At 60.7% G+C, this 22,955-nt stretch carries 22 protein-coding genes and 1 pseudogene; 7 read left to right on the top strand and 16 right to left on the bottom strand.

Features of this window, described 5'->3' with window-relative positions; translation table 11 throughout:
- Positions 1 to 65: 65 nt before the first annotated feature.
- Together ACQ4V8_RS04100 and rimO are read right to left on the bottom strand one after the other, a co-directional pair.
- Positions 66 to 1,232, bottom strand: coding sequence for a cystathionine beta-lyase (locus ACQ4V8_RS04100; RefSeq protein WP_436570952.1), 1,167 nt, complete (start codon positions 1,230 to 1,232; stop codon positions 66 to 68).
- Positions 1,233 to 1,681: 449 nt separating this feature from the next.
- The gene (rimO, locus tag ACQ4V8_RS04095) at positions 1,682 to 3,037 is read right to left on the bottom strand and encodes a 30S ribosomal protein S12 methylthiotransferase RimO (protein WP_010398991.1); all 1,356 of its coding nucleotides are present in this window, start codon (positions 3,035 to 3,037) and stop codon (positions 1,682 to 1,684) included.
- Between the two features lie 295 nt (positions 3,038 to 3,332).
- On the opposite strand from rimO, the gene ACQ4V8_RS04090 reads away from it, so the two are divergent.
- Positions 3,333 to 4,865: a beta propeller repeat protein gene (locus ACQ4V8_RS04090; RefSeq protein ID WP_010398992.1), complete on the top strand. Its 1,533-nt coding sequence runs from the start codon at positions 3,333 to 3,335 to the stop codon at positions 4,863 to 4,865.
- A gap of 22 nt (positions 4,866 to 4,887) precedes the next feature.
- Entirely contained in the window at positions 4,888 to 5,115 is a 228-nt protein-coding gene (locus tag ACQ4V8_RS04085; RefSeq protein ID WP_010398995.1) for a DUF1203 domain-containing protein, read from the top strand.
- Positions 5,116 to 5,187: 72 nt separating this feature from the next.
- Here ACQ4V8_RS04085 and ACQ4V8_RS04080 read toward each other — a convergent pair.
- The 3 genes and pseudogenes from ACQ4V8_RS04080 to phaC all read right to left on the bottom strand — a co-directional run bounded on the left by ACQ4V8_RS04080 (position 5,188) and on the right by phaC (position 8,431).
- Positions 5,188 to 5,648, bottom strand: a pseudogene (locus ACQ4V8_RS04080) (nucleotidyltransferase family protein).
- Positions 5,649 to 5,897: 249 nt separating this feature from the next.
- Positions 5,898 to 6,461, bottom strand: coding sequence for a polyhydroxyalkanoate synthesis repressor PhaR (gene phaR, locus ACQ4V8_RS04075; RefSeq protein WP_010399000.1), 564 nt, complete (start codon positions 6,459 to 6,461; stop codon positions 5,898 to 5,900).
- 224 nt (positions 6,462 to 6,685) lie between these two features.
- Positions 6,686 to 8,431, bottom strand: a complete 1,746-nt coding sequence (gene phaC, locus ACQ4V8_RS04070) for a class I poly(R)-hydroxyalkanoic acid synthase (RefSeq protein ID WP_436570951.1) — start codon at positions 8,429 to 8,431, stop codon at positions 6,686 to 6,688.
- Positions 8,432 to 8,586: 155 nt separating this feature from the next.
- Between phaC and ACQ4V8_RS04065 the strand changes: the two genes are divergently transcribed.
- Positions 8,587 to 8,820 carry a hypothetical protein gene (locus tag ACQ4V8_RS04065; protein ID WP_280720976.1) on the top strand — a complete coding sequence of 78 codons (234 nt, stop codon included), beginning with the start codon at positions 8,587 to 8,589 and terminating at the stop codon, positions 8,818 to 8,820.
- A 16-nt stretch (positions 8,821 to 8,836) separates the two neighbouring features.
- Here ACQ4V8_RS04065 and pgeF read toward each other — a convergent pair whose 3' ends face one another.
- Positions 8,837 to 9,622 carry a peptidoglycan editing factor PgeF gene (pgeF, locus tag ACQ4V8_RS04060; protein WP_436570950.1) on the bottom strand — a complete coding sequence of 262 codons (786 nt, stop codon included), beginning with the start codon at positions 9,620 to 9,622 and terminating at the stop codon, positions 8,837 to 8,839.
- On the bottom strand, positions 9,622 to 10,647 hold the full coding sequence (locus ACQ4V8_RS04055) for an RluA family pseudouridine synthase (protein WP_010399009.1): 1,026 nt from the start codon (positions 10,645 to 10,647) through the stop codon (positions 9,622 to 9,624). Before ACQ4V8_RS04055 ends, pgeF begins: the two co-directional genes overlap by 1 nt.
- An 89-nt stretch (positions 10,648 to 10,736) precedes the next feature.
- On the opposite strand from ACQ4V8_RS04055, the gene ACQ4V8_RS04050 reads away from it, so the two are divergent.
- Positions 10,737 to 11,540, top strand: a complete 804-nt coding sequence (locus ACQ4V8_RS04050) for an outer membrane protein assembly factor BamD (RefSeq protein ID WP_010399011.1) — start codon at positions 10,737 to 10,739, stop codon at positions 11,538 to 11,540.
- 161 nt (positions 11,541 to 11,701) lie between these two features.
- Here the strand turns inward: ACQ4V8_RS04050 and yaaA are convergent, their stop codons facing one another.
- Positions 11,702 to 12,472, bottom strand: a complete 771-nt coding sequence (gene yaaA, locus ACQ4V8_RS04045) for a peroxide stress protein YaaA (protein WP_010399012.1) — start codon at positions 12,470 to 12,472, stop codon at positions 11,702 to 11,704.
- Positions 12,473 to 12,502: 30 nt separating this feature from the next.
- Between yaaA and ACQ4V8_RS04040 the strand changes: the two genes are divergently transcribed.
- The 3 genes from ACQ4V8_RS04040 (at position 12,503) to ACQ4V8_RS04030 (ending at position 15,342) form a co-directional block, all read left to right on the top strand.
- Positions 12,503 to 12,937 (top strand): putative toxin-antitoxin system toxin component, PIN family, encoded by a 435-nt coding sequence (locus ACQ4V8_RS04040; protein WP_010399014.1) that lies wholly within the window; start codon positions 12,503 to 12,505, stop codon positions 12,935 to 12,937.
- Positions 12,938 to 13,019: 82 nt separating this feature from the next.
- Complete coding sequence (locus ACQ4V8_RS04035) at positions 13,020 to 14,198, top strand: pyridoxal phosphate-dependent aminotransferase (protein ID WP_436570990.1); 1,179 nt, start codon at positions 13,020 to 13,022, stop codon at positions 14,196 to 14,198.
- Between the two features lie 40 nt (positions 14,199 to 14,238).
- Positions 14,239 to 15,342, top strand: a complete 1,104-nt coding sequence (locus ACQ4V8_RS04030) for an HD-GYP domain-containing protein (RefSeq protein WP_010399019.1) — start codon at positions 14,239 to 14,241, stop codon at positions 15,340 to 15,342.
- Between the two features lie 72 nt (positions 15,343 to 15,414).
- Here ACQ4V8_RS04030 and ACQ4V8_RS04025 read toward each other — a convergent pair whose 3' ends face one another.
- Genes ACQ4V8_RS04025 through ACQ4V8_RS03990 form a run of 8 tightly spaced genes read right to left on the bottom strand, consistent with a single transcriptional unit; the run spans position 15,415 to position 22,937 of the window.
- On the bottom strand, positions 15,415 to 16,341 hold the full coding sequence (locus ACQ4V8_RS04025) for an alpha/beta hydrolase (RefSeq protein ID WP_010399021.1): 927 nt from the start codon (positions 16,339 to 16,341) through the stop codon (positions 15,415 to 15,417).
- 11 nt (positions 16,342 to 16,352) lie between these two features.
- On the bottom strand, positions 16,353 to 17,438 hold the full coding sequence (locus ACQ4V8_RS04020; RefSeq protein WP_010399023.1) for a tetratricopeptide repeat protein: 1,086 nt from the start codon (positions 17,436 to 17,438) through the stop codon (positions 16,353 to 16,355).
- Between the two features lie 17 nt (positions 17,439 to 17,455).
- Positions 17,456 to 18,370, bottom strand: coding sequence for an ExeA family protein (locus tag ACQ4V8_RS04015; RefSeq protein WP_436570949.1), 915 nt, complete (start codon positions 18,368 to 18,370; stop codon positions 17,456 to 17,458).
- Positions 18,371 to 20,155, bottom strand: a complete 1,785-nt coding sequence (gene mshL, locus ACQ4V8_RS04010; RefSeq protein WP_043462116.1) for a pilus (MSHA type) biogenesis protein MshL — start codon at positions 20,153 to 20,155, stop codon at positions 18,371 to 18,373.
- 31 nt (positions 20,156 to 20,186) lie between these two features.
- Positions 20,187 to 20,567, bottom strand: coding sequence for an MSHA biogenesis protein MshK (locus ACQ4V8_RS04005; RefSeq protein ID WP_436570948.1), 381 nt, complete (start codon positions 20,565 to 20,567; stop codon positions 20,187 to 20,189).
- The gene (locus ACQ4V8_RS04000; protein ID WP_436570947.1) at positions 20,552 to 21,310 is read right to left on the bottom strand and encodes a type II secretion system protein M; all 759 of its coding nucleotides are present in this window, start codon (positions 21,308 to 21,310) and stop codon (positions 20,552 to 20,554) included. Before ACQ4V8_RS04000 ends, ACQ4V8_RS04005 begins: the two co-directional genes overlap by 16 nt.
- Positions 21,307 to 21,996: a hypothetical protein gene (locus ACQ4V8_RS03995; protein ID WP_010399028.1), complete on the bottom strand. Its 690-nt coding sequence runs from the start codon at positions 21,994 to 21,996 to the stop codon at positions 21,307 to 21,309. Before ACQ4V8_RS03995 ends, ACQ4V8_RS04000 begins: the two co-directional genes overlap by 4 nt.
- Positions 21,993 to 22,937 (bottom strand): type IV pilus biogenesis protein PilM, encoded by a 945-nt coding sequence (locus ACQ4V8_RS03990; RefSeq protein WP_010399030.1) that lies wholly within the window; start codon positions 22,935 to 22,937, stop codon positions 21,993 to 21,995. Before ACQ4V8_RS03990 ends, ACQ4V8_RS03995 begins: the two co-directional genes overlap by 4 nt.
- Positions 22,938 to 22,955 lie beyond the last annotated feature (18 nt).

Raw genomic sequence — 22,955 nt, 5'->3', positions numbered from 1 at the left:
TCATGGGGCATGGCGGGGCTGCGGCAAGCCTGCCGCCTGCCCGATTGCCGCTTGCCCACTTGCCGCTACATCGCTGCGAACGCGCGTTCGATATCGGCGATCAGATCCTGCGGCTCTTCCAGCCCCACATTCAGGCGCACCAGCTGGCCCGGCAACTGCCAGCCCTTGCGCATGGCGGCGATGCGGTATGGCATCACCAGGCTATTCGCACCACCCCAGCTGTAGCCTATCTTGAACAACTGCAAGGCATCGACGAAACGGTCTGTCTGCTGCTCCGTGTAGCGGGCATCGAACAGCACGGAAAACAGGCCGCCGGCGCCCGTGAAATCGCGCTGCCAGATGGCATGACCCGGACAATCGTCGAAAGCCGGATGCAGCACCGTGGCGATCTCGCGCCTGCCCTTGAGCCAGCTGGCCACCGCGCGCGCGCCCGCATCATGGGCGTCGAAGCGCAACTTCATGGTCGGCAAACCGCGCAGCACCAGGTAGGCATCGTCCGCCCCCACGCCTAGCCCCAGGCGCATGTGCGCCAGCGCCAGGCGCTCGTGCAGCGCCCTGTCGCGCGTGATCAGCGCCCCCATCAGCACATCCGAGCCGCCCGACTGGTATTTCGTCAGCGCCTGCATGATGATATCGACGCCCAGCTCAAAGCCGCGCAGGGCCAGGCCGGCCGACCAGGTGTTATCCAGGGCGACGAGCACGCCGCGCGCATGCGCGGCCGCGCAGATGGCAGGCAAGTCCGGCACTTCCATAGTCACCGAGCCCGGTGCTTCCGTCCAGATCAGCTTGGTATTTTCCTGGATCAGGGCGGCGATGCCGGCGCCGATGAGCGGGTCGTAATAGCGGGCCGTGATGCCGAAGTCCTGCGCCAGCCAGCGTCCCAGTTCGCGGTTCGGGTTGTAAATATTTTCAGGGAGCAAGACGTCATCGCCGCTCTTGAGCAGGGCAAAGTCCGCCATGGCGATAGCCGCCAGGCCCGACGGTGCCAGCAAACAGTACTTGCCTCCTTCGATCTCGGCCAGACGCGCTTCCAGCGTGAACGTGGTGGGCGTGCCGTGCAAGCCATAGGTGTAGGCGTTCTTCTCTTTCCAGTCGCCCGAGCGCATGGCCGCGACGTCCTTGAACAACACGGTGGACGCATGGTGTATGGCGTTGGGAAAGGCGGCAAAGCCTTGCGGTGCCTGGTAATCGCTGTGGATCAGCGCCGTTTGCGGAGATTTGAGTGTGGTCATGGCGTCGTCGGCATAAAAAAAAAGGCGGGCCAGCAATTGCTGGTCCGCCATGATTGTAAGGGCTTATGCCCTAGTCTGCCGTACGTATGGCAGAGTGTTACACCTGCATAAAAAAACGTTCAGGCCAAGGCGCGCTGCCGAAGACAGTACTTCACTGTACGGCAAGGCAGCGCAACGCAGGCATGGACATTCGATTGCAAGGGCCTATGCCCTAGTCTGCCGTGCATAGAGCAGAGTGTTACACCTGCATAAAAAACGTTCAAGCCAAGGCGCGCTGCCGAAGACAGTACTTCACTGTACGGCAAGGCAGCGCAACGCAGGCATGGACATTCGATTGCAAGGGCCTATGCCCTATTACACCTGCATAAAAAACGTTCAGGCCAAGGCGCGCTGCCGAAGACAGTACTTCACTGTACGGCAAGGCAGCGCAACGCAGGCATGGACGTTTTTTACTCGGCAGCGCCCCACAGATCGTGCGCATCGGCCGAGGTGATGGTCACGTCGACGAATTGACCAACGGCCAGCTTGCGGTGCGGTTCGAACGGTGGCTTGACGTAGACGACGCCATCGATTTCCGGCGCGTCGGCGGACGAGCGACCCACGCCGCCGGAGCGGGTGACTTCATCGATCAGCACGCGCACGGTCTTGCCGACCTTCGCTTGCAGGCGTTTTTTCGAAATTTCTTCCTGCAGCAGCATCACGCGGCCACGGCGCTCTTCGCGCAGCTCTTCCGGCACAGGGTTGGCGATGGCGTTGGCGGTCGCGCCTTCGACGGGTGAATAGGCGAAGCAGCCCAGGCGGTCGATCTGCGCTTCCTTGAGGAAGTCGAGCAAGTACTCGAATTCCGCTTCCGTTTCGCCAGGGAAACCGGCGATGAAGGTCGAGCGGATGGTCAAGTCCGGGTTGATGGCGCGCCAGGCCTGGATGCGGTCCAGGTTTTTCTCGCCACTGGCCGGGCGCTTCATGCGCTTGAGCACGTCAGGATGCGCATGCTGCATCGGAATATCGAGGTAAGGCAGGATGTGGCCGCCGCTCATCATCGGGATGATCTGGTCCACGTGCGGGTATGGATAGACGTAATGCAAGCGTACCCAGGCGCCGTAGGACTTGGCCAGTTCGCCCAGCGCTTCCGTCAGCTGTGTCATATGGGTTTTCACGGGACGGCCATTCCAGAAACCGGAACGGAATTTCACGTCCACGCCATAGGCCGAAGTGTCTTGCGAAATGACCAGCAATTCCTTGACGCCGGCCTTGAACAGATTTTCCGCTTCGATCATCAGTTCGCCGATCGGGCGCGAGACCAGGTCGCCGCGCATCGATGGGATGATGCAGAAACTGCAACGATGGTTGCAGCCTTCGGAAATTTTCAGGTAGGCATAGTGCTTCGGCGTCAGCTTGACGCCTTGCGGCGGCACCAGATCGAGGAAGGGCGCATGTGGTTTCGGCAGGTGCAGGTGGACCGAATCCATCACTTCGGCCAGCGCGTGCGGGCCCGTGACGGACAGCACTTTCGGGTGCACCTTCATGATGATGTCGTCGCCGGCAGCATCTTTCTTGGCGCCCAGGCAACCGGTAACGATGACCTTGCCGTTTTCAGCCAGCGCTTCGCCGATGGCGTCGAGCGACTCTTGCACGGCGGCATCGATGAAGCCGCAGGTATTGACGATCACCAGATCGGCGCCAGCGTAGGATTTCGCCGTTTCGTAACCCTCGGCGCGCAGTTGGGTCAGGATTTGTTCGGAGTCGACCAGCGCTTTCGGGCAGCCGAGCGAGACAAAGCCCACTTTCGGCGCAGCACCTGGCATGGCCAGCATGGCCTCTGGCTTGGCGGAAGGAACGGCAATACGGTGAATTTCAGACATAGTTGGCAGCTAGTAATATGGTGAGGCGAATCGGCTATTGTACCCCGAGCCGCCCTTGGCTGTCAGTGGCGCTCTGGTTTTGCTGCGGGATATGCAACGGTGGGAGTTACGGGCGACCTGCCCTGAGCATATTCTTTCACGCATTCCATATCTGGCTGCAGCCCATACTTGGCTAATGTACTTGTTATTTCATACACAGTCTCGCTATAATAAGATTTTATTGCACTGTGGAAATAAAATGTTCATCAAAAATTTCGTTGCCTACGTTTTTGCAGGAGCCGTCTCTGCGCTGATGCTCGGTGGCTGCGTCACAACGCATGTGCAGCGCCCTCTCAGCGCCGGCGTGCCCTCCGAAGGTACAGCCGTTACTGTCAGCATTACTGCCAACACTGATGAGGTGAACGGATTGGGCCAGATCACCTTGGGCCGCCTGAGTAGCGGAGACGCAGTATCGAGCCTGGTACTGCAGCAATATATCCTGAACCAGGTTGCCAAGGATATGGCGCGCGACACGACTCTTTTCATGGGGACCCTGCCGCCGGGGAAATACTACTTCAGTCAACTGGCCGACGCCGGCAAATCAAACCGCTACATCAAAATGGGCAGCGGCCTGGGCTTATTTACTGTGGAGGAAGGCAAGCCGGTCGATCTGGGCCGCCTGATCGTCACGCCTCTTTATGGCGAGCGTGTACTGGTCGGCCGCAGCGTGCGGGTGCGAGACAACCGCACCCTGCTCGAACGCTATTCTCCCGAGCACCTGAAGCTGTTTGCACCCGAAAAGACAGTCAGCTGGTCCGGATCGCGCAGTGATACGGATCGCGCTGAGGAAGTCGCCATGGCCCGCCCCACCGGCGCCGAATGCGTGACGGAGCTACCAGACGGCAGCGTGGCGGCCGCAACCCGCATGGGCACAGTGCTGTGGCGCAGCCCTGGGGGAACATGGAAACAACTGGCCAGCGACAAAATAGAGACGCTGAACTGCGTGCAGCCGGTGCAAATGCCGGATGCAGACTTGCTGGCCTTCGGCGAGTTCGGCACCCTGCTGCGCCATGCGCCGGGACAGAACAAGCTTGAACCGATTGACACTGGCAACCTTCCCTATGGCAATCTGGTCGGACTGGCTGGCAATATGGACGCTGGCTGGTATGTCGCCGTCCAGCGTAACAATGAAGTCACGATTTATCATTCCACCCGTCTCGAGCGCGGCGAGTGGAATCAGGTACGCAGTGAGAAGCTGGGGAAGTGGCTCCTGAACCAGGACACCTGGTTCTGGCTGCGCGATATCGGCACAGGCTTTGCCTACACGTCGACGAAAGGAACGCTGCACCTCTACGACTACGCCAGTGGCCAGTGGTCAGAGCGGGCAATGCCCGATCGCCGCGTGGATGCGATGCGCATCAGCGGCAGCGGCATGTGGAGCCTCATAACACAAGGTTACGGGCCATTTGCGATCACCTCCAGAGATGCTTTCGTTTCAGTGAATCAAGGTCAAACCTGGCAAGAGGTCACCGCTAGCCACATTCCGCTGGTTCAGCGTACCGATGGCACCCTGCTGCGTTTTGAAAGCAGTCTGATGAGCGATACGACCTTACATGCCAGTAGCGACATGGGCAAAACGTGGACACTGGTGGACGCCAAACCGAAATCACGCGAGTTGACCCCGCTTAAATCGGGTGCGATTCTGGGAAAAATAATGCGCTGGAGCGTGCCGGCGCAATTTGAAATATCGAACGACGGCGGTAAAAGCTGGACTGCCGAAAGCATGAAGTGAAAGCTCTGACCGTCAGTCGACAATGGCATGCCCACCCGATGTGAACGATGACTACCAGGCGGCATCCGTGCCGTCTACCTGGATCGACTTGCAGAGCAAGAGCCGGATGGCGGACGCGCCTGAATATGTGGTGGAAGGCACGTCGATTGAAACCCTGATTGAGCAGATCTTTGGCAATCAGGAAGTCAGCTATATCCACGTCCACAACGCCAGACGCGGTCGCTACGCTGTCCGGGTTGACCGGGCATAGGTAGCAATGGATTGCAGGTGCGATTCTCAGGCTCCTGCATCGCTGATCATCAAATGCAGGCTATGAGCTTGCTCAGTCCGGTTCCAAAGCACGGCAGGAAGCAGCACCTGGGAATTCAATACGTAGCTTGGGCCAGGTACCTTGCCAATTCTTGCCACGCACGCGGCCTGCGTAGACCGATTGCTTCGCTGTCAGAAATCGCTCTGTCGGCCGGGCCACCAGATCGAAAAGATCATGCAGGCCGAAAGGAGCCGCTATAGCGATGTCTGCAAGGTCATTGAGTCGCACACCCACGGCAGTGGCGGTTTTCGGCCAGTATCTCATGGCATCGGAAGCGGTCAGGTAAGGCAGGTCCGCATGGCGTCATGCGCCTGTATCGCCTTGCTTGGGTCGTACCAGATGACGTCGATATCGTGAGGCAGTGGCGAAGGCGAACGTTGGCGCAAATGATCCCAGACACAGCATCGCACAAATCCCGCGGCAACCCAGCAATCGGGCAGATCAAGTTCCCTGACAAGACGAAGGACATGCATACGCTCATTATCGGCTGCAATCATTGCCTGCAATTGCTCAAGCAGCGCCATATATACTCTTCGTGGACCTGCAGTTGCATATCAAACGAACGCTGAAATGTCATCCTTGCCGGACAGCGTCTGCCCATCAAGGAAAAATGGTTGCACCATGCTCCGATCAAAACCCGGCACACCGAGGCGATATGGCGCCTGAATGCAGAACGGCACAGGAACTCCTGTGCCGTTCTGCGACATAAAAACCGGATCAGCTTATTTTTTGTCCGTCGGCGGCACCGGCGGAACGAACGGAAAGGTGCCGAACAGATTCTTGCTCTGGCTCTGCATCTGCTCCTGCATTTGCACAAACAGGCTCTTGCTCTGGTCGATGTAATTATTCATCATGCCCTGCATCATCGGGCCCTGGACGTTCATGAACTGGGTCCACATTTCCGGGCTGAATGGTTTGCCTTCGAAACTGCCAGCCGATGTGCCCGTGAATTTGTGCTGGATATCGGTGAACGCTTGCACGTTCTTTTCCAGGTAGGATCCCATCATGCCCTGCATGGCATGGCCATAGTAGCGGATGATCTGCGACAACACGCTGCTCGAGAACATGGGCGCGCCGTTCGCTTCCTCTTCCAAAATAATCTGCAGCAAGATGCTACGCGTTAAATCTTCGTTGGATTTGGCATCGACGACGGTAAACACCTCATTGTCCAGCACCAGTTGCTTGACATCCGTCAAGGTGATGTAGGAACTGGTTTGCGTGTCGTACAGACGACGGTTGGGATATTTTTTAATCAGGCGGTCTATACTTTTTTTTGCACTACTCATCACAAGTTCCACTTATTGCGCCGCAGCGCATACTGAGTTGATCCGAAAAAAAAGCGAACGTGGGTCCGCTTTCGCACCTGCCTACTTTTTCCATTATAGAGTGGAAAACGGCTCCACTACGCATCAGGGTAGTTGATTCCCACATTTATTGCAACGCAACTAAAAGTAGATTACTGACAAGGCCAGTGCTGATGCCGGCCTTGTCAGGCAAAACACTTCGTGACCTAATCTGCCCTGACTTTAACATACCGCCCGGGCGCTGCCTCGATTGCCGCGTGCCGCCTGTTGCCCGGCTTGCCTGGCGCCTTCACTTGTGCACCACCGTGCTCGGCCAGGAAGGCCGCCCATTCGGGCCACCAACTGCCCACGTGCTCGGTCGCGCCTTCCATCCATTGCTCGGCAGTCAAGGGGCGGGCTTTCGCCGTGCGGGCGCCTTTGCCTGCGTCGTTGCTCCAGTAGCTGCGCTTTTTCTTCGAGGCCGGATTGATCACGCCGGCAATATGGCCTGAGGCGCCCAAAATGAAACGGTTGGCTTTCGGCTTTTTCGGGTTCAGCAAGACCGTACTGGCGTAGGCCGCACCCCAGGGTACGATATGGTCTTCGCGCGAACCGTAGATGAAAGCGGGCGCATCGATGCTGCCCAGGTCAATCTGCTCACCGGCCACGGTCAGCTTGCCCGGCACTTTCAGACTGTTTTCCAGATAAGTGTGACGCAGATACCAGCAGAACATGGGACCTGGCAAGCCCGTGCCGTCGCCATTCCAGTACAACAAGTCGAACGCCGGCGGCTCCTTGCCTTTCAAGTAATTCGCCTGTACGTAGTTCCACACCAGGTCGTTCGGCCTCAGGCTGGAGAAAGTACTGCCCAGGTCGCGGCCCGACATCAGGCCACCGTTGGCCAAAGTCTGCTCGCGTAGCGCCACTTGCGGCTCGTCAATGAAGACGTCGAGTGCACCGGCGTCGCAGAAATCGAGGAAGGTGGTCAACAGGGTCAGGCTGGCGGCTGGATTCTCGCCACGCGCCTTGAGCACGGCCAGCGCCGTCGAGACGATGGTGCCGCCGACGCAAAAGCCGAACATGTTGAGCTTTTCCTGGCCGGAAATGTCTTGCGTCACCTGAATCGCCTCGAGCACGCCTTGTTCCACGTAATCGTCCCACGTCAGGTGCTGCATGCTCAGGTCAGGATTGCGCCAGGACATCAAAAAGACGCTATTGCCCTGCTCCACCGCGTAGCGCACGAGCGAGTTTTCTGGCTGCAAGTCAAGGATGTAGAATTTATTGATGCAAGGCGGCACCATCAACAGGGGACGCTGGTGTACCGTGGCCGTCGTTGGCGTGTACTGGATCAACTGGAACAAGGCGTTTTCAAACACTACCGTGCCGGGCGTGGTGGCGACATTACGGCCCACTTCGAAGGCCGATTCATCCGATTGCGAAATACGCCCCTTCTGCATGTCGGTCAGCATATTGCTCAAGCCCTTGGCCAGGCTTTCGCCCTTGGTTTCGATCAGGGTTTGCTGCGCGTCGGGGTTGGTGGCGAGAAAGTTGGCGGGCGACATGGCGTCGACGATTTGCTGGACCGCAAAGGCAATCTTTTGCTTCTGGTGCGGCGCCGCTTCCACGGCATCGGCCATGGCACTGAGAAACTCCGCATTCAGCAGGTAGGCTGCCGCATTGAAGGCCGACACCGGACTGGCGTGCCAGGCAGGCGCGGCAAAGCGGCGGTCGCTCAGCTGCGGCGCCTTGCCAGCCATGAAGTCGGCCCACAAGCCCGTCAGCTTGGCCACGTAAGTATTTTTCAGTTGTTCGATCACGTCCGGCTTGATGCTGGCACCGGCATCGTGCAAAATGCCGGCAATCGGATTACTGGCCGGCTGCGGTACCATGTTGAACCATGTCTTCCAATGCTCAGGATTGCTGATCTGCGCCATCCATTCCTTGGTCATCATTTGAGGATCGGGCATATGCATAAATATCTAAGTCCATTCAAGATTGAGGGACGCCGAACAAAACCTGCTGCGTCGGTTTTGTCAGGTGTCGCAAACGTAGTCAAAAATAAATACTTCGGAATCAACTGCATGCAAACTGTTACTCACTGCCACACCCACTGCCACTGCCACAGCATATGATGCTCATCACCGCTATTGCCTGGATCTACGTCGTCGGCCTCATGGCGCTGACGGAATCGTCCATCATCGCCGGGGTGATGACCTTCGTGCTGTACTGCATCGTGCCGCTATCGCTCCTATTCTATCTGACAGGCTCGCGGCGACGCAAACGCAAGGCCGAGCGTATCGCAGCCATGCAGGCGCGCGCACTGGCCTCTTCAGACGATAAAACAAAAACGGCAGACACATGAGTGTCTGCCGTGCAGATTATTTGCGCCAGATCAAGCTGGCCTGTCTTCCCGTGACGCCATCGCGCCGATACGAGTAAAACTGCGCCGCATCGCTGACGGTGCAGTATTGCCCACCCGCCACTCGCACCACGCCATCGCGCAGCAGCATGGTACGCGCCAGCGCGTAAATATCAGCCAGATACTTGCCCGGCTTGCCGGCGATGGCAGCGAACGCATCCGACAGCACTTGCCGCTCGGCAGCATCGCGCGCACCGTCGCGAAATGCCTGCAGCACGTCCTGCCCTACCTCGAACTGCTGCGGACCAATGGCAGGCCCCAACCAGGCGAGGATTTCCCCCGCCCCTTGCGCCCGCATGCTGTCCACCGTGCGCTGCAGGACGCCATTGGCCAGGCCGCGCCAACCCGCGTGGGCCGCGCCGACGACTTGGCCGTCGCTTGAGCTGAACAGCACAGGCAGGCAATCGGCCGTCATCACCACGCACACGGCACCGGCCTGCGTGGCGACGCTGGCGTCGGCATCAGGTAGGCAACCATGCACGCTGGCGGCGTCGGCCACGGCCACGCCATGCACCTGCGACAGCCAGGCAGGCTGCGCCGGCAGCATGGCGGCCAGCCGCGCACGGTTGGCCGCCACGTGCGCAGGATTGTCGCCCACGTGCGTGCCCAAATTCAGGCCAGCGCCGCCCTGTCCATCACCGTAAGGACCCTGGCTGACGCCGCCTGCACGCATGGTCGCCAGAGCGCCCACGTTGGCGGGCAAACCGGGCCAATCGGGTATCAGGCAAGGCAACGCTGGCGGCATCAGACCTGTTCCGGCTCGGCAATGCCGGCGGTGGCGATCAATTGCGCGAAATCATCGGCCAGCGGCACGATCCACTCGCACGCTTCCAGGGTACCCGGATGCACCAGACCCAGGCGGCGTGCCTGCAATGCCTGGCGCGAGAAGACGGACACCAAGTGCTGCTTGCCATACACCGAGTCACCCACCAGCGCAAACCCCAGGTGCTGCATGTGCACGCGAATCTGGTGCGTGCGCCCTGTTTCCAGACGGCATTGCATCAGGCTCACGGGACGGCGGTCGAGTTCGCCGCTACCGATCAATGCATAGTGCGTGATGGCGGGCTTGGCGGTGAAATTCTCCGACACGGCCATCTTGACCCGGTCGCGCGGATGGCGCGCGATCGACGCATCGATGGTGCCCGCCATTTTCGGCGTGCCCCACACCAGCGCAAAATATTCGCGCTTGACGGTGCGCGCCTGCAACTGGCGTACCAGATCCGTTTGCGCGGCCAGGGTCTTGCCAACCACCATCAGGCCGCTGGTATCCTTGTCCAGGCGATGCACGATGCCGGCGCGCGGCACGCCAGCCAGTTGCGGGCAGTGGTGCAGCAGGCCGTTGAGCAAGGTGCCCGACCAGTTGCCTGGGCCTGGATGCACGACCAGCCCTGCCGGTTTATTGATCACGATGATATGTTCATCTTCGTGCACGATGTTCAATTCCATCGCTTCGGGCTTAAAAGCCTCGTCTTCCGGCGCGCTTTGCGGCAGAATGACGATCTTCTCGTCGCCATAGGCGGTCATATTGCGTTTCGCAACTTTTCCATCGACGGTCACGAAACCGGCTTCCACCCACAATTGCAAGCGGCTGCGCGAGTATTGCGGCACCAGCTTGGAGATGACTTTATCGAGGCGGTGGCCGCAAGCGTCCGGCGTCAGTTCCAATGTAATCGGGAGCATGATCTCGAAGGCGTCGTCGGCGGCAAAATCGCCGTCAAACGCATCTTCGGCGCCATGCTCAGAAAGGGAGTCAAACGCGGAGTCAGCCAAATTAGGCTTCGGAGTTAATATCACAGCATTCCCATCGGCTATAATCAGCCTATTGTAAAATCTTGGTTAAAACCTTCTTGCAAAACGTCATGCAAAAAAAATTATCGTTGGTAGTCGCTTCAGTCGTTCTGCTCGGCATGTCCGCTTGCAGCTTGTTGCCTGAAAAAGTGGACGAGACCAAAAACTGGTCCGTTACGAAATTATACTCGGAGGCGCGTGAAGAAATGGCCGGGCAGCATTATGAAGCTGCAATCGGCCTGTTCCAGAAGCTGGAGGCTAACTATCCTTTCGGCAACTATGCCCTGCAAGCGCAGATGGAGATCGCTTACGCGTATTATAAGGCGGGAGACCAGGCGCAGGCACTGGCTGCCGTCGAACGCTTCATCAAGTTGCATCCTAACCACGCCAATGTAGACTATATGTACTATTTGCGCGGCTTGGTCAGCTTTAACGACCAGATCAGCTTCCTGAACTTCCTGTACGAGCAAGATCCGACAGAGCGCGACCCGAAAGCCACGCGCGAAGCGTTTGCGGCCTTCAAGCAACTGATCGACAAGTTCCCCAATAGCAAGTACGCGCCCGATTCGCTGGCCCGCATGAACTATTTGATCGATGCAATGGCGAAATATGAAGTGCACGTGGCGCGTTATTACTACCGCCGCGGCGCCTACCTGGCAGCTGCCAACCGCGCACAAACGACGGTGAGCGACTTTGCCGCTTCGCCAGCCATCGAAGAAGCGCTGTTCATCATGTACCGCTCGTATGACAAGCTGGGCTTGACGGACCTGCGCGACGATACCTTGCGCGTGCTGACCAAGAACTACCCGAACACGGCATTCCTCAGCCCGGAAGGGGTGAACAAGGATCGCAAGTGGTGGAAATTCTGGCAGTAAGCTGATAAAAAAACCGGGCTAGCCCGGTTTTTTTCTTGACCCAACGGTGAAAACTGAGGTCGGTCGCTGCGCGATCGCCATGCGTCCCACTGGGCCGTATGGCCCCTCAGGGTACGACCCCAGATTTTGCAACTGGGGGGGCTTCACCGATCCATTCGCGCTTATTCGCCCACTTTTCGCCTAAATACCCAGCTGGTGTCATTCGACGCTTCCGGCACGAAAGCGTAGCCATCGACGTCGAACTGCTTCAGCTGTTCGGGATCGCGGATCGCGTTCACGGCCGCATAGCGGGCCAGCATGCCGCGCGCGCGCTTGGCATAGAACGAGATGATTTTATACTTGCCGTTCTTCCAGTCCTCGAACACGGGCGCGATGACGGGCACGTCCAGCTGGCGCGGCTTGACGGATTTGAAATATTCTTCGGAGGCCAGATTAAGCAGCACCTTCGCGCCCTGCTCTTGCGCGGCACGGTTCAAGCCATTGGTGATGGTGTCGCCCCAGAACGCATACAAATCCTTGCCGCGCGTCGTCGACAGGCGCGTACCCATTTCCAGGCGATGCGGGTGGATCAGGTCGAGCGGACGCAGCAAACCGTACAGACCCGATAAAATGCGCACGCGCGCTTGGGCATAGTCGAGCTGGGCCGGCTGCAGGCTACGCGCCTCGAAACCGGCATACACATCGCCATTGAAAGCCATGATGGCCTGGCGCGCCTCGGCCAGATTGGGCGTCCAGGACGCGTAGCGGGCCACGTTGAGGGCCGACAAGGCGTCGGAGATGCCCATCAGGCTGCCCACTTCGGCGGGCGAGAACTGGCGCATGCGCTCGATCAACTGGGCGCTATGGTCGAGAAAATCGGGCGTGCTGTGCAACGCGGTTGTTGGCGGCGTCTCCAGGTCGAGACTCTTGGCGGGCGAAAGCACGATCAACATAAATTATCACTACAAAATAGAATTGCCGACATGATACCTGCTCCACAAAAACTCGTCCTCGACACCAACGTTTGCCTCGACCTCTTCGTCTTCAACGACCCGCGCTGGGCGGGCCTGCTGGCGGCCATGGAAAGCGGCGCCGTGCACGCCATCACGCGCGAAGATTGCCGCGCGGAATATCTTGTCGTATTGCATTACAAACATTTGCCGCTCGATGAAGCCAGCCGCGCTGTCGCCGCCGCCCGCTTCGATGCCCACATCAGCGTCGTGGCGCCGCCCGCGTCGGGCGTGCGCCTGCCTGTCTGCACGGACAAGGATGACCAGAAATTCCTCGAACTGGCGCGCGACGCCAACGCCGACATCCTCATCACCAAGGACAAGGCGCTGCTGAAACTGGCCCGCAAGACGGCCAAGGCCGGCATGTTCAAGATCATGTTGCCGGAAGGCTGGGCATTGCCAAGCTGAGCCATTAAGGACTGCACGCAAGGCCACGCGCTGCGCTAGAATAGGAGACAAATCCACTATGCGCACCGCGACCCTACCGTTCATGCACAGCCCTTCCCCGCCCTATCTGACTCCCACCCTCTGCACGCGATTGCCTCTGGTGGGCACCACCGTGTTTAGCCGCATGTCCAGCCTGGCGGCCCAGCATGGCGCCGTCAACCTGGGCCAGGGTTTCCCCGATTTCGATTGCGCGCCGCAACTGGTCGACCTGGTCAGCGAGGCCATGCGCGCCGGCCACAACCAGTATCCACTGATGACGGGCGCCGCGCCCTTGCGCGCGGCCATCGCCGCGAAGATCGCCAGCCTGTACGGCCACAGCTACGATGCAGGCACGGAAATTACCGTCACGGCCGGCGCCACGCAGGCGCTCACCACCGCCATCCTGTGCTGCGTCCATCCGGGTGACGAAGTCATCGTCATCGAACCGGCCTACGACAGCTATCTGCCCGCCATCGCGCTGGCCGGCGGCGTGCCCGTGCTGGTGTCCATGGAAGTGGGAGACTGCGGCTACAGCGTGCCGTGGGACCAGCTGGCCGCTGCGGTCAGCAGCAAGACGCGCTTGATCATCATCAACACGCCGCACAACCCGACGGGCACCATCTTGCGCGCTGACGACGTGGCGGCGCTGGCCGATATCGTGCGCGGCACGCAAATTTTGATCTTGTCCGACGAAGTCTACGAACATATGGTGTACGACGGCGTGCACCATGAGTCGCTCGCCCGCCACCCGGAACTGGCGGCGCGCAGCTTCATCGTCTCCAGTTTCGGCAAGACGTATCACGTGACGGGCTGGAAAGTTGGCTATGTGGCGGCACCAACGGCCCTGACGGCGGAGTTTCGCAAGGTACACCAGTACAACGTATTTACCGTCAACACCCCGATGCAGCACGGCTTGGCCGGCTATATGGCGGACCCGCAACCCTATCTGGACTTGCCTGCGTTTTACCAGCGCAAGCGCGATATGTTCCGCGACGGTCTGGCGGGCAGCCGCTTTACCCTGCTGCCGGCCGACGGCACGTATTTCCAGTGCGTGCGCTACGATGCTATTTCACAAAAGAGCGAAGCGCAGTTCGCCGAGTGGCTGACGGCAGAGATCAAGGTGGCCGCCATTCCTGTCTCCGCCTTTTACGCGCAGGGCAAGGAGTCCGGCATCGTGCGCTTCTGCTTTGCCAAGAAAGATGAGACCTTGCGTTTGGCGCTAGAGCGCCTGCGCAGCATATAAGCGATAACGGCTCTGCCACGGCGGAGCAAAGGATGACAGCATGGTACAGCGTCGCATCGGCCCGGCCGACCTGGTTCCCGGCGAGCCCCTGCCCTGGGATCTGTTCCTGGCCGAGCACAGTGCCGGCCCGCAACTACGCAAGGGGCAAATCATCACCGACGGCGCGCAGCTGGGCCGCTTGCTGCAACTGGGCTTGTACATCGGCACGCCCGAGCAGCCATCGGTGCTGCGCCTGCTGAACGAGGCGGCGCAGCGCCTGGAGCGCTTGCTGCTGGACTTGCGCAGCGAAAGCAATGCCGAGCGCGACGTGCGCGACATTGCCCGCGAACTGCTGCGCGCGCTCGAGCACGATGCCGACATTGCCTTAGCCAGCATCTTGCTCAATCAAATCGCCGCTGTCTATGCCGTGCGCCACTGCATCGAGACGGCGCTGCTCGCCATGCTGGTAGGACGCGGCATGCACAAATCGAATGATGAGCTAGTACTGATCGGTGCCGCTGCACTGACCATGAACGTGGGCATGCTGCGCCACCACGACAGTTTCCAGGACCGGCGCGGCCCCCTGAATGACGAAGAAATGCGCGTCGTGCACCAGCACCCGCAAGAGAGCACGCAATTGCTGCGCTGCGCCGGCGTCGATGACGAGGAATGGCTGAGCTGCGTGCTCTTGCACCATGAAATCGACGACGGCAGCGGTTATCCGCAGGGACGCACGGCCGATGAAATCTTGCAAAATGCCAAACTGATCGGCCTGGCCGACCGCTATTGTGCCCGCGTCTCGGCGCGCAACTACCGCCGCTCCATCGTGCCCGACCAGGCGCTACAGCACATCTTTCTCGACCCGGGCGTGTCCATCGATCCCTTGCTGAGAGAACAGTTCGTCAAGCTGCTGGGCAAATATCCACCGGGTACCCTGGTGCGCCTGCGCAGCGGCGAACTGGGCGTCGTGACGCAACGGGGCGCCGCGCACGTGCATCCGCTCAGCGATCCGCTGGGCGCGCCGCTGGGCGCCGCCACGCTGGCGCAACTGGCACCGCGCGACACGCTCGACAGCGAGTTCGCCATCGTCTCGTCACTGCACGAAGACGATGCCGGCTTGCATTTCAGCATGCGCAATGTGTGGGGCGAAGAGGCGCGCTTGTAAAGCTGCCTCAGCTGTTTCGGCGGCAAGACACGGCAAGACACGGCGAGACAGTCTTGCGCGCCTGAGCGCGATTCATTTCACTGACTTCAAATACGCCCGCAAGCCATGCGTCAGCACCAACGGAAACACGCTCGCATGGTCTTCGTCCTCGAACACGCGCAGACGCGTCTTCAAGCCGGGAAACTTGCGCGATGTCAGCTTGCCGTCGAACTCGCGCAAGTCGGCCAGCATGTCGGCCTCTTCCTCCGAGCGTGAACGCTGCTTGCCCGCCGCCAGCTTTTCCAGGCCGCCGATGCCAAAGAACACAGACGCAGGCAAGTCCCGGTGACTGGCCGCATACGCTTGCTCGCGCTCGAACATCACGCCAGCGTCATACCACAGCGACGGACTGCCGAGGATGTAATGCTCGAAGCTGCGCGGTTCGCTCAGCAGCAATTGCAGGCCCAGCAAGCTGCCATACGAGTGGCCAATAAACACCTTGCGCTGCATGTTCACGCGGTAATGCTGGGCGATGAAGGGAAAGACTTCGCCCGTGACAAACTGGCCATAGGCCTTCGCTTCGCCGAACGCCGGTTGCCGCCCCGGCATGTCCGAACGGTAATCATGCTTGCGCGGCGTGGTAGGCGTGTAGTCGCGGCGGCGGCTGTACACCCCGCCATCGCCGTTGGCGTAAGACAGGCCGACCACCACCACTTCTTCCAGCCCGGCATGCTTGTTCAGGCGCTGCGCGATACTGCGCACGACGGGAAACGCATAATTGGCGTCCACGACAAACAGCACCGGATAGCGCTTGCTGCCCTGCCGGTAAGAATCGGGCAAGGCCACAAACACCTGATAGTCGCGTTTCAGGGCTTGTGCACGAATGTCGCGCACCTCGGTATTTTCCAGTACGTAGCTGGCGGGTGCGCTGGCGGGTGCAGCCGGCGCACTGTTGGCAAGCAAGCAGAGCGAACAAAAGAGGATGAGCACACTGCGCGGCTGCAAGCTGGTTTCTTTCATCGAGGTAAAAGTTACTTCGTCGCAACCGTTGTCAGCTGCACCAGCTTGCGCTCGACAAACGCCTGCAACTGGGGCGACAGGGTTTGCAAACCCCTGGCCCGCTCGTAAGCCTGGCGCGCCTGAGCTGGGTGGTTATCGGCCTGCAAGGCTATCCCAAGGCCCATCCACCAGACGCCGTTGTCGGGCGCCGTCTGCAAGGCCAGCTGGTAGTGCTCGGCTGCTTCGCGATAGCGCTGCTCGCGCTGCAGCACGGCGGCCAGGAAAGCCTGGTATTCGCCGTTGTCGGTGGCGTACGGCAAGCTGCGCATGAGGCTATCGAGGGCCGCCGCGCCGCCGTTGACCTGGTCCAGCTGCAAACGCGCCAACATCATCGCTTGCGCCGGCTGTTTCGGGTCCAGTGCAAGGCTCAGCTGCAACTGCCGGGCCGCCTCGTCGGGACGCTGCGCTTCGAGCAGCAGGCGCGCCAGGGTTTCGCGCGCGCCCTGGTGGCGCGGGTCCAGCTGCAAGGTCTGCTGCAAGGCCAGCATGGCGTCGGCGACGCGGCCATCTTGCAACTGGGTCAGCGCGCGCCGGTATGTATTGTCCACGCGCTGCTGCGCTGTGACTTGCTTGCCGTCAAGGATAAGCTCGCTGGCGGCAGGAGCTGCCGTCTTCACCGCCGCCGCAGAGGCAGGCTTGGCTGGTTGTTGCGTGATGCGGCCCATTTCAGCAGCACGCAGCTTGGCTGGCGCGACCGTCTGCTCGGCCGGCAACACCGGCTCGGGTGTCACCGGGGCCGTGGCGATCGGCACCGGCGCAGCAATTGGCGCAGGCGCAGGCACAGCAACTGGCGCCGTCACCGGCACGGGTATCGGTGCCGCCACCGGCAGCGGCGTGTTGGCTACGCTGACGAGCACCGGCGGCACGGGCGGGCGTTTTAGGTAGACCCAGCCCAGGGCGATAGCGGCGGCCGTCAAGCCGGCCGCGCCGCCAAAGACCAGCGCGCGCGACACGCCGCGTTCGCGTTCGGGCACGCTGCGGATGCCGGCCGCGTCGCCGCGCCCATCGGGGGTGCCGCGGGCATCGAGGTCTTGCAACATCTTGTTAATCAGGCTCATCTACGGGCTCATCTTCGTCATCGGTTCAATAAAGTCCAGCTCACGGCGCAGGCGGCGAGCAGCACGCCGCTGCCAGCGACCCAGGGCCAGGGGCGGTGCCAGCGCGCGTGCCAAAAACGGGGCTTGCTGGCCAAGGTATCGCTGGCGGCCAGCGCCACGTGGCGCCCGCTGACCTGCTGCCGGCCTTCGCCATAGGCCAGCATCAGCGCCTTGTGCGCCATGATGTTAATCAGGCGCGGGATGCCGCCGGAAGCCTGGTAGAGCTTGCTCACGCCGCCACGGCTGAACAGGCGCGCGCCATCGAAACCGGCCACGCGCAGGCGGTGCGCCACATAAAAGTCCACGTCGTCGCGCGACAAAGGTCCCAGGTGATAGTGAAAGGTGATGCGCTGTGCCAGCTGACGGATTTCCGGCAGGGCTAGCTTGACGTCCAATTCGGGCTGGCCGAACAGCACGATTTGCAACAGCTTGCGCTTTTCCGTTTCCAGATTGGTCAGCAGGCGCAAGGCCTCCAAGCTGTCAACGGGAATCGCCTGCGCTTCATCGAGGCACAACAACACGCGCTTGCCCTGCGCTGCCAGGTTAAGCAAGCGCAAGTTGAGCGACTTCAGCAGCTGATGCTGATCGGCATCTTTCTCCAGCAGGACATCGAGGTCGTCGGCCAGCGCCAGCATCAGTGAACGGGGTGGCAAGTTCGGATTCGGGATGTAGGCCGTGACGAAGTCCGGCCCCAACGATTGCATGAATTTGCGGCAGAGAAAGGTTTTGCCGGTGCCCACTTCGCCAGTGATCTTGATGAAGCCCTCGCCATTGCGCGCCGCCACCAGCAAGGTGTTAAGCGCCTTTTGCGACTGCGGGCCGTTGAAGAAGAAACTGGTATCGGGCGTGAGGCCAAACGGCGCCTCACGCAAGCCGAAATGGGCCTGGTACATTTAGCGCAGCTCCGAGGGACGGCGCGGGTCGAGCGCCTCGATGCGCTTGCCCGAATCGAGCAAGTCCTCGCTCCAGCTATTTGCGCCATCGACGATGGTGGGCTTGATCAGCACCACCAGTTCGCGCTTCTGTATTACCTGCCCCGTGTTGCGGAACAGCGCGCCCAGCAAGGGAATATCACCGGCGCCCGGCACTTGCGAGCGGTCGGCGGTGGTAGCCTGGCGCATCAAGCCGCCGATGGCGACGATGCGCCCATCCTGGCTACGCACCATGCTATCCATCTCGGAAGTGCTGGACGCGGCCAGCGGCAGTTTCAGCGAACCGGCGCTGCCCAGGTCGATTTCCTTGTTGACCGTGGTGACTTGGCTGACGGAAGGATGCACGTGCAAGATGATATTGCCCTGATCATCGATCTGCGGCGTCACGTCCAGCACCACGCCGGAAAAGAAGGGCTGCAGCGTGACATTCGGGCTGGAGGTGGTGCCGCTCGTGTTGCCGGTCGACGTCACGGTAGTACTGACGCCAGTGACAAAGAATTCGTCGGTGCCTATCTTCAGCACGGCCTTCTGGTTATTCATGGTGGCGATGCGCGGGCTCGACAGCACGTGCACCGAACCCTGCGACTCCAGGAAAGAGAGCATGGCGGCGAAGTTGGCTGTCTGGAAAGCCAGGCCGAACATGGAACCGGCTGCGTTCGCCGCCGAACTGAGGCCAAAGCCACTGCTGGCCGTCAAGCCGTTGCTATTGGTCATCTTGGGCGGCTGGCCGCCGTTGAACGGCAGCGGCGCCAGGCTGCCACCGGGCTGGATGAAACCGGTCGAAATGCGGTTCGTATGGCCGCTCTTGATGGAGGCAAACGAAGCCCAGTTGATGCCGGTCTGGAAATTATCGTTCAATTCCACTTCGAGTATCTTCGCTTCCAGGATCACCTGGCGGTCCACCGACAGTTGCGTCGCCTTCAGGTACAGGTCGACGGCGCGCAGTTCATCGGGCATGCCGCGCACGACGACGACGCCGGACTGCGGGCTGATTACCACCTTGCGGCCATCGGCCGTGCCGCCGATGATAGCACCCAGCGATTCTTTCAATTCTGCCCAGAAATTGCTGTCCGACGTGGTGCTGAGATTGGCACTATCCTGCTGCACCTGGCTGCCGCCCTGGCCCGACTGCTGCGGCTGATTCTGCGACTGCTGGCCGCTATTGCCGCCGCTTTGGCCGCTGTTGCTGGTGCCGGAATTCGACACCGACGTCGAGGAGACGCGTAAATTCGACGTGCCCTTGCGGTTACCCGTCAGGTAATTGACCTGGAACATGCGGGTTTGCATGGTGAGGGGGCGAATTGCGATGCGCGTGCCTTCGATCTTGTAATCGTAGCCATACAGTTCGCGCACCGCATCGAGCGCTTCGATCAGCGTCACATCCTTGAGGTTGGCGGAAATATTGCCCTGCACATCAGGATGGACGAGGATGTTGTAACGCGTGCCGGTGACGAGCGAAGCAAAAAACTGACGCGCCGGAACGTTGCTGAAGGCAACGTTAAACCGCTCATCGAGCACGCCGCGCGCCTTCGGCAGTTGCGCCGCCAGCGCGCTCGCCTGCGGCAGCAGCGCGTTTTCCACTGCTGCGGACTGAACTGCCTGACTGGTCGTGGCGCTGGCGGCGGCCACCTGCTCCTTGATGGCATTGTAAGTATCGCGCTTGACTGGCGCCACGTTGCAGGCGCACAAACTTACGGCAACGCCCAGCACGCCGGCTCTTTTGCCTATTTCAAATATCTTCCGCATTCCCGCCTTGTGTTTATTGGGTGACATGAACCTATTTCCTTCGCATCTGCACACCGTCGTTCACCTGCGCCGCTTTCGGATACAAGCGCAGCGTTTCAAGGGTTTTACCGCGCCGCAGCACCACGCTTGCCTCGCCGATGCTGACCAGCACGGCACCACCGATCCTGTCGCCGGGGCGCACGCTGACGCCATCGATCACGGCCAGGCGCCGCCCGCCCGGTTTATTCGAAATCAATAGCGACTGCAGCTGCGGCGCCGCCGCACGGGCAGACACGGCAGCGCTCTCGGCCGGCATCGCATCGGGCGGCCTGGTCGGATCGATCAGGCCCTGAGCAACAGCACTGGGCGCCAAGGACAGCAGCACGCTCGCAACGGCGACATAGCGCCTGGCGCGCATCACAGCGCGATCCATTTTTCGTCCAGGCTCAGCGTGTACAGGGTCAGGCTCAGCGTGGCGTTCGGATACTGCTCGACCTTCATGTTGACCTTGCCCCAGAACACATGGGCCGGCATTGCCTCAAGAGCGTCCATATAATTCACCATGTCCAGATAATTTCCACGCAATACGACTTCCACACCATGGCGGTATAGCAGGGCCGGTGCCTTCGCCGGGGCGATTTCCGCTGTCGCCGGTGCAGCGGGCGCAGCAGGCGCAGCCGCAGGCGTCGCTGTCCCTATCGCTGTCGCGGTCGCGGTCGCTATAGCGACGGCGGGAGCAAGACCTCCGTGTCCCATCGGGCCAGACGGCAAGGTGAGCAAGGACACCAGTTGCAAGCGCGATTGCTGTTTCAGCAATTGCTGCAGCATCGGCACGACACGCTCCGGTGCCACCAGGCCATTTTGTGTGGCCTGCAAAGCATGCCGCATCTGCCCGGTTTCCTGCCTGGTGCGTTCCAGCCGGATCCGGTCTTGCTGATCCGGATCACCGGCATGCGCCGCCAGCTTTTGCGCCACTTCGCCATCGATGACGGCGGCCGCCTGCTGTCGCTGCGCTATCGCGTCAACTAGCACCTTGCTGCGGCTCATTTGAGGGTCGAGCACCAGATAAAAAACGATAAAAACCAGCAGCGCGGCAGCGGCGCCAAAAATCATGGCCCGCTCGCGCACGCTCAGTGCATCGATTTTCAGGGTGAGTTTCTGCCATTGTTGTTTCATTCTTTCACCGTCCCTGCCGCGCCGCCGGCCGGCGCCGCAGACGATTGCAAACTGAATTCGATAAATCGCCGCGCTGGTGCAACCACGGCCTCGGCCAGCGCACCGGCTGACGCCACCGGCAGCGCGGGCGCGGGAGTTTGCGCCGCCGCCATATCCAGGCGCGCAAATGATTTTCCTTGCAGCACAGACTGCCTGGACAGGGCGCTAATATACTGGGGCACCAGATCGGGCTGCACGGTGCGCCCCTGCAGACCGATCTCCTTGCCGGCGCCGACGATGCTCGCCTCCGTCAACCACAGACCATTGACCTTGGCATGCGCAAAGGCACGGAAATAAGCGGCATAACCGTGTGTATTGCCCAGCTCGCCACCTTGCAAGATAGTTTGCGCCTCCAACAGGGCGGCGCGGTCGGCTTGCGCTTGCCCCAGCGCGCGCGCGATGAGGGGATCCTTCTGCGGCGTGGGAAAACGCGTCAGCACATCGGCCCGCCGCGCCTCGCGCGCAGCTAGCATGAGCTTACTATCAGCCGCAGCGCGTTCCAGCACGGCCAGTTGGCGCGCGCCATACAAGGCCAGCGCACCACTGACGAGCAAGATCAGCCCCAGTCCCTGCGCCATGCCCTTCGCCGACAATACCTGCTTCTGCTTTTCAAACGCGGGGTTGAACAGATTGATTTGCTGGCTCACGCGAGTACCCCCTCTTGTCGCAGAGCTGCACCCAGGGACAGGAAAAAGCGCGCCTGGCTGGCGGCCGCTTGCAAGTCGGGCACGCGGGAAAAATCAAACAGCAGCGCCAAGTCCAGCAGCTCCACAGGCATGTACAGATTGTCCGCCAGGTAGCCATGCAAACCCTCGCTGCCGGTCGGTGCCAGCACCAGCTTGGAGATGCTAATAAAATGAAACTGACGCTCGAAATGATCAAACGAACGCTGCAATTCCAAAGTGATCCTGTCGTAATACTGCTGCCGCCGGGCCTCGTCGACATCGGCCAACTGGGCCAGCGTGACATCGATGCGGCGCGCCAGACACAGTTCGGCATCAAACGTCACCGTCAACAAGCCGCCCTCGCCGTCGAAAGACAGCATGGCCAGGCCGCGCCCCTGCGGCTCCATCAGCGCCGCGACATTGCGCTGCGCCATTTCCGGTATATCGACGACGGCCAGCGCTATCTTGCACTCGCTGTAAAGTGCCTGCCTTTCGGCCAAAGGGGCGTTGCGCGCGGCGACGGCGAACAGGGACTGGCCGCGCACTGGCGCATTTTTATCGACCGGGATGCCAACGACGTCAATGGTGGCCTCGGCCAGCGGAAAGTCCAGCATATCTTTCAAGCGCCAGCCGACGGCAGTTTTCAGTTCCTCCGGCGGCACATTCGGCGCATCGAGTGTCAGCAACTGGTACTCGCCTGCGCCGAGCAGCGTGCTGCAAAGGTGCGACTGGGCGTGCATCTCCTTGTTCAGCCTTTCCAGGGTGGCGGCCGGCACGGGTTTGCGGCCGGCATAAAACGCTGCGGCCCGCACCAGCGGGCGCTCGCCAGTGCGCCGCTCGACGACGGCAGCACACATGCCCTCCGCAGAAAACGATGTCGCCAGCCAGCCGTCCTGTTTTTTTGCTTTTACGAAGAAACTCATGCAACCGATCCCGAGAAT

This window comes from Janthinobacterium paucivorans (genome assembly GCF_051380805.1).
In the GTDB taxonomy this organism is placed as follows: domain Bacteria; phylum Pseudomonadota; class Gammaproteobacteria; order Burkholderiales; family Burkholderiaceae_D; genus Janthinobacterium; species Janthinobacterium lividum_D.
The sequence above is the reverse complement of the archived record's forward strand: the minus strand, read 5'-3'. Positions and strand labels throughout refer to the sequence as shown.

What these genes read in the sequence shown, in the direction of transcription:
- ACQ4V8_RS04100 (WP_436570952.1), bottom strand. Translation starts at nt 1,232, where the DNA reads ATGACCACACTCAAATCTCCGCAAACGGCGCTGATCCACAGCGATTAC.
- rimO (WP_010398991.1), bottom strand. Translation starts at nt 3,037, where the DNA reads ATGCCAGGTGCTGCGCCGAAAGTGGGCTTTGTCTCGCTCGGCTGCCCG.
- ACQ4V8_RS04090 (WP_010398992.1), top strand. Translation starts at nt 3,333, where the DNA reads ATGTTCATCAAAAATTTCGTTGCCTACGTTTTTGCAGGAGCCGTCTCT.
- ACQ4V8_RS04085 (WP_010398995.1), top strand. Translation starts at nt 4,888, where the DNA reads ATGGCATGCCCACCCGATGTGAACGATGACTACCAGGCGGCATCCGTG.
- phaR (WP_010399000.1), bottom strand. Translation starts at nt 6,461, where the DNA reads ATGAGTAGTGCAAAAAAAAGTATAGACCGCCTGATTAAAAAATATCCC.
- phaC (WP_436570951.1), bottom strand. Translation starts at nt 8,431, where the DNA reads ATGCATATGCCCGATCCTCAAATGATGACCAAGGAATGGATGGCGCAG.
- ACQ4V8_RS04065 (WP_280720976.1), top strand. Translation starts at nt 8,587, where the DNA reads ATGATGCTCATCACCGCTATTGCCTGGATCTACGTCGTCGGCCTCATG.
- pgeF (WP_436570950.1), bottom strand. Translation starts at nt 9,622, where the DNA reads ATGCCGCCAGCGTTGCCTTGCCTGATACCCGATTGGCCCGGTTTGCCC.
- ACQ4V8_RS04050 (WP_010399011.1), top strand. Translation starts at nt 10,737, where the DNA reads ATGCAAAAAAAATTATCGTTGGTAGTCGCTTCAGTCGTTCTGCTCGGC.
- yaaA (WP_010399012.1), bottom strand. Translation starts at nt 12,472, where the DNA reads ATGTTGATCGTGCTTTCGCCCGCCAAGAGTCTCGACCTGGAGACGCCG.
- ACQ4V8_RS04040 (WP_010399014.1), top strand. Translation starts at nt 12,503, where the DNA reads ATGATACCTGCTCCACAAAAACTCGTCCTCGACACCAACGTTTGCCTC.
- ACQ4V8_RS04035 (WP_436570990.1), top strand. Translation starts at nt 13,020, where the DNA reads ATGCACAGCCCTTCCCCGCCCTATCTGACTCCCACCCTCTGCACGCGA.
- ACQ4V8_RS04030 (WP_010399019.1), top strand. Translation starts at nt 14,239, where the DNA reads ATGGTACAGCGTCGCATCGGCCCGGCCGACCTGGTTCCCGGCGAGCCC.
- ACQ4V8_RS04025 (WP_010399021.1), bottom strand. Translation starts at nt 16,341, where the DNA reads ATGAAAGAAACCAGCTTGCAGCCGCGCAGTGTGCTCATCCTCTTTTGT.
- ACQ4V8_RS04020 (WP_010399023.1), bottom strand. Translation starts at nt 17,438, where the DNA reads ATGAGCCTGATTAACAAGATGTTGCAAGACCTCGATGCCCGCGGCACC.
- ACQ4V8_RS04015 (WP_436570949.1), bottom strand. Translation starts at nt 18,370, where the DNA reads ATGTACCAGGCCCATTTCGGCTTGCGTGAGGCGCCGTTTGGCCTCACG.
- mshL (WP_043462116.1), bottom strand. Translation starts at nt 20,155, where the DNA reads ATGCGGAAGATATTTGAAATAGGCAAAAGAGCCGGCGTGCTGGGCGTT.
- ACQ4V8_RS04005 (WP_436570948.1), bottom strand. Translation starts at nt 20,567, where the DNA reads ATGGATCGCGCTGTGATGCGCGCCAGGCGCTATGTCGCCGTTGCGAGC.
- ACQ4V8_RS04000 (WP_436570947.1), bottom strand. Translation starts at nt 21,310, where the DNA reads ATGAAACAACAATGGCAGAAACTCACCCTGAAAATCGATGCACTGAGC.
- ACQ4V8_RS03990 (WP_010399030.1), bottom strand. Translation starts at nt 22,937, where the DNA reads ATGAGTTTCTTCGTAAAAGCAAAAAAACAGGACGGCTGGCTGGCGACA.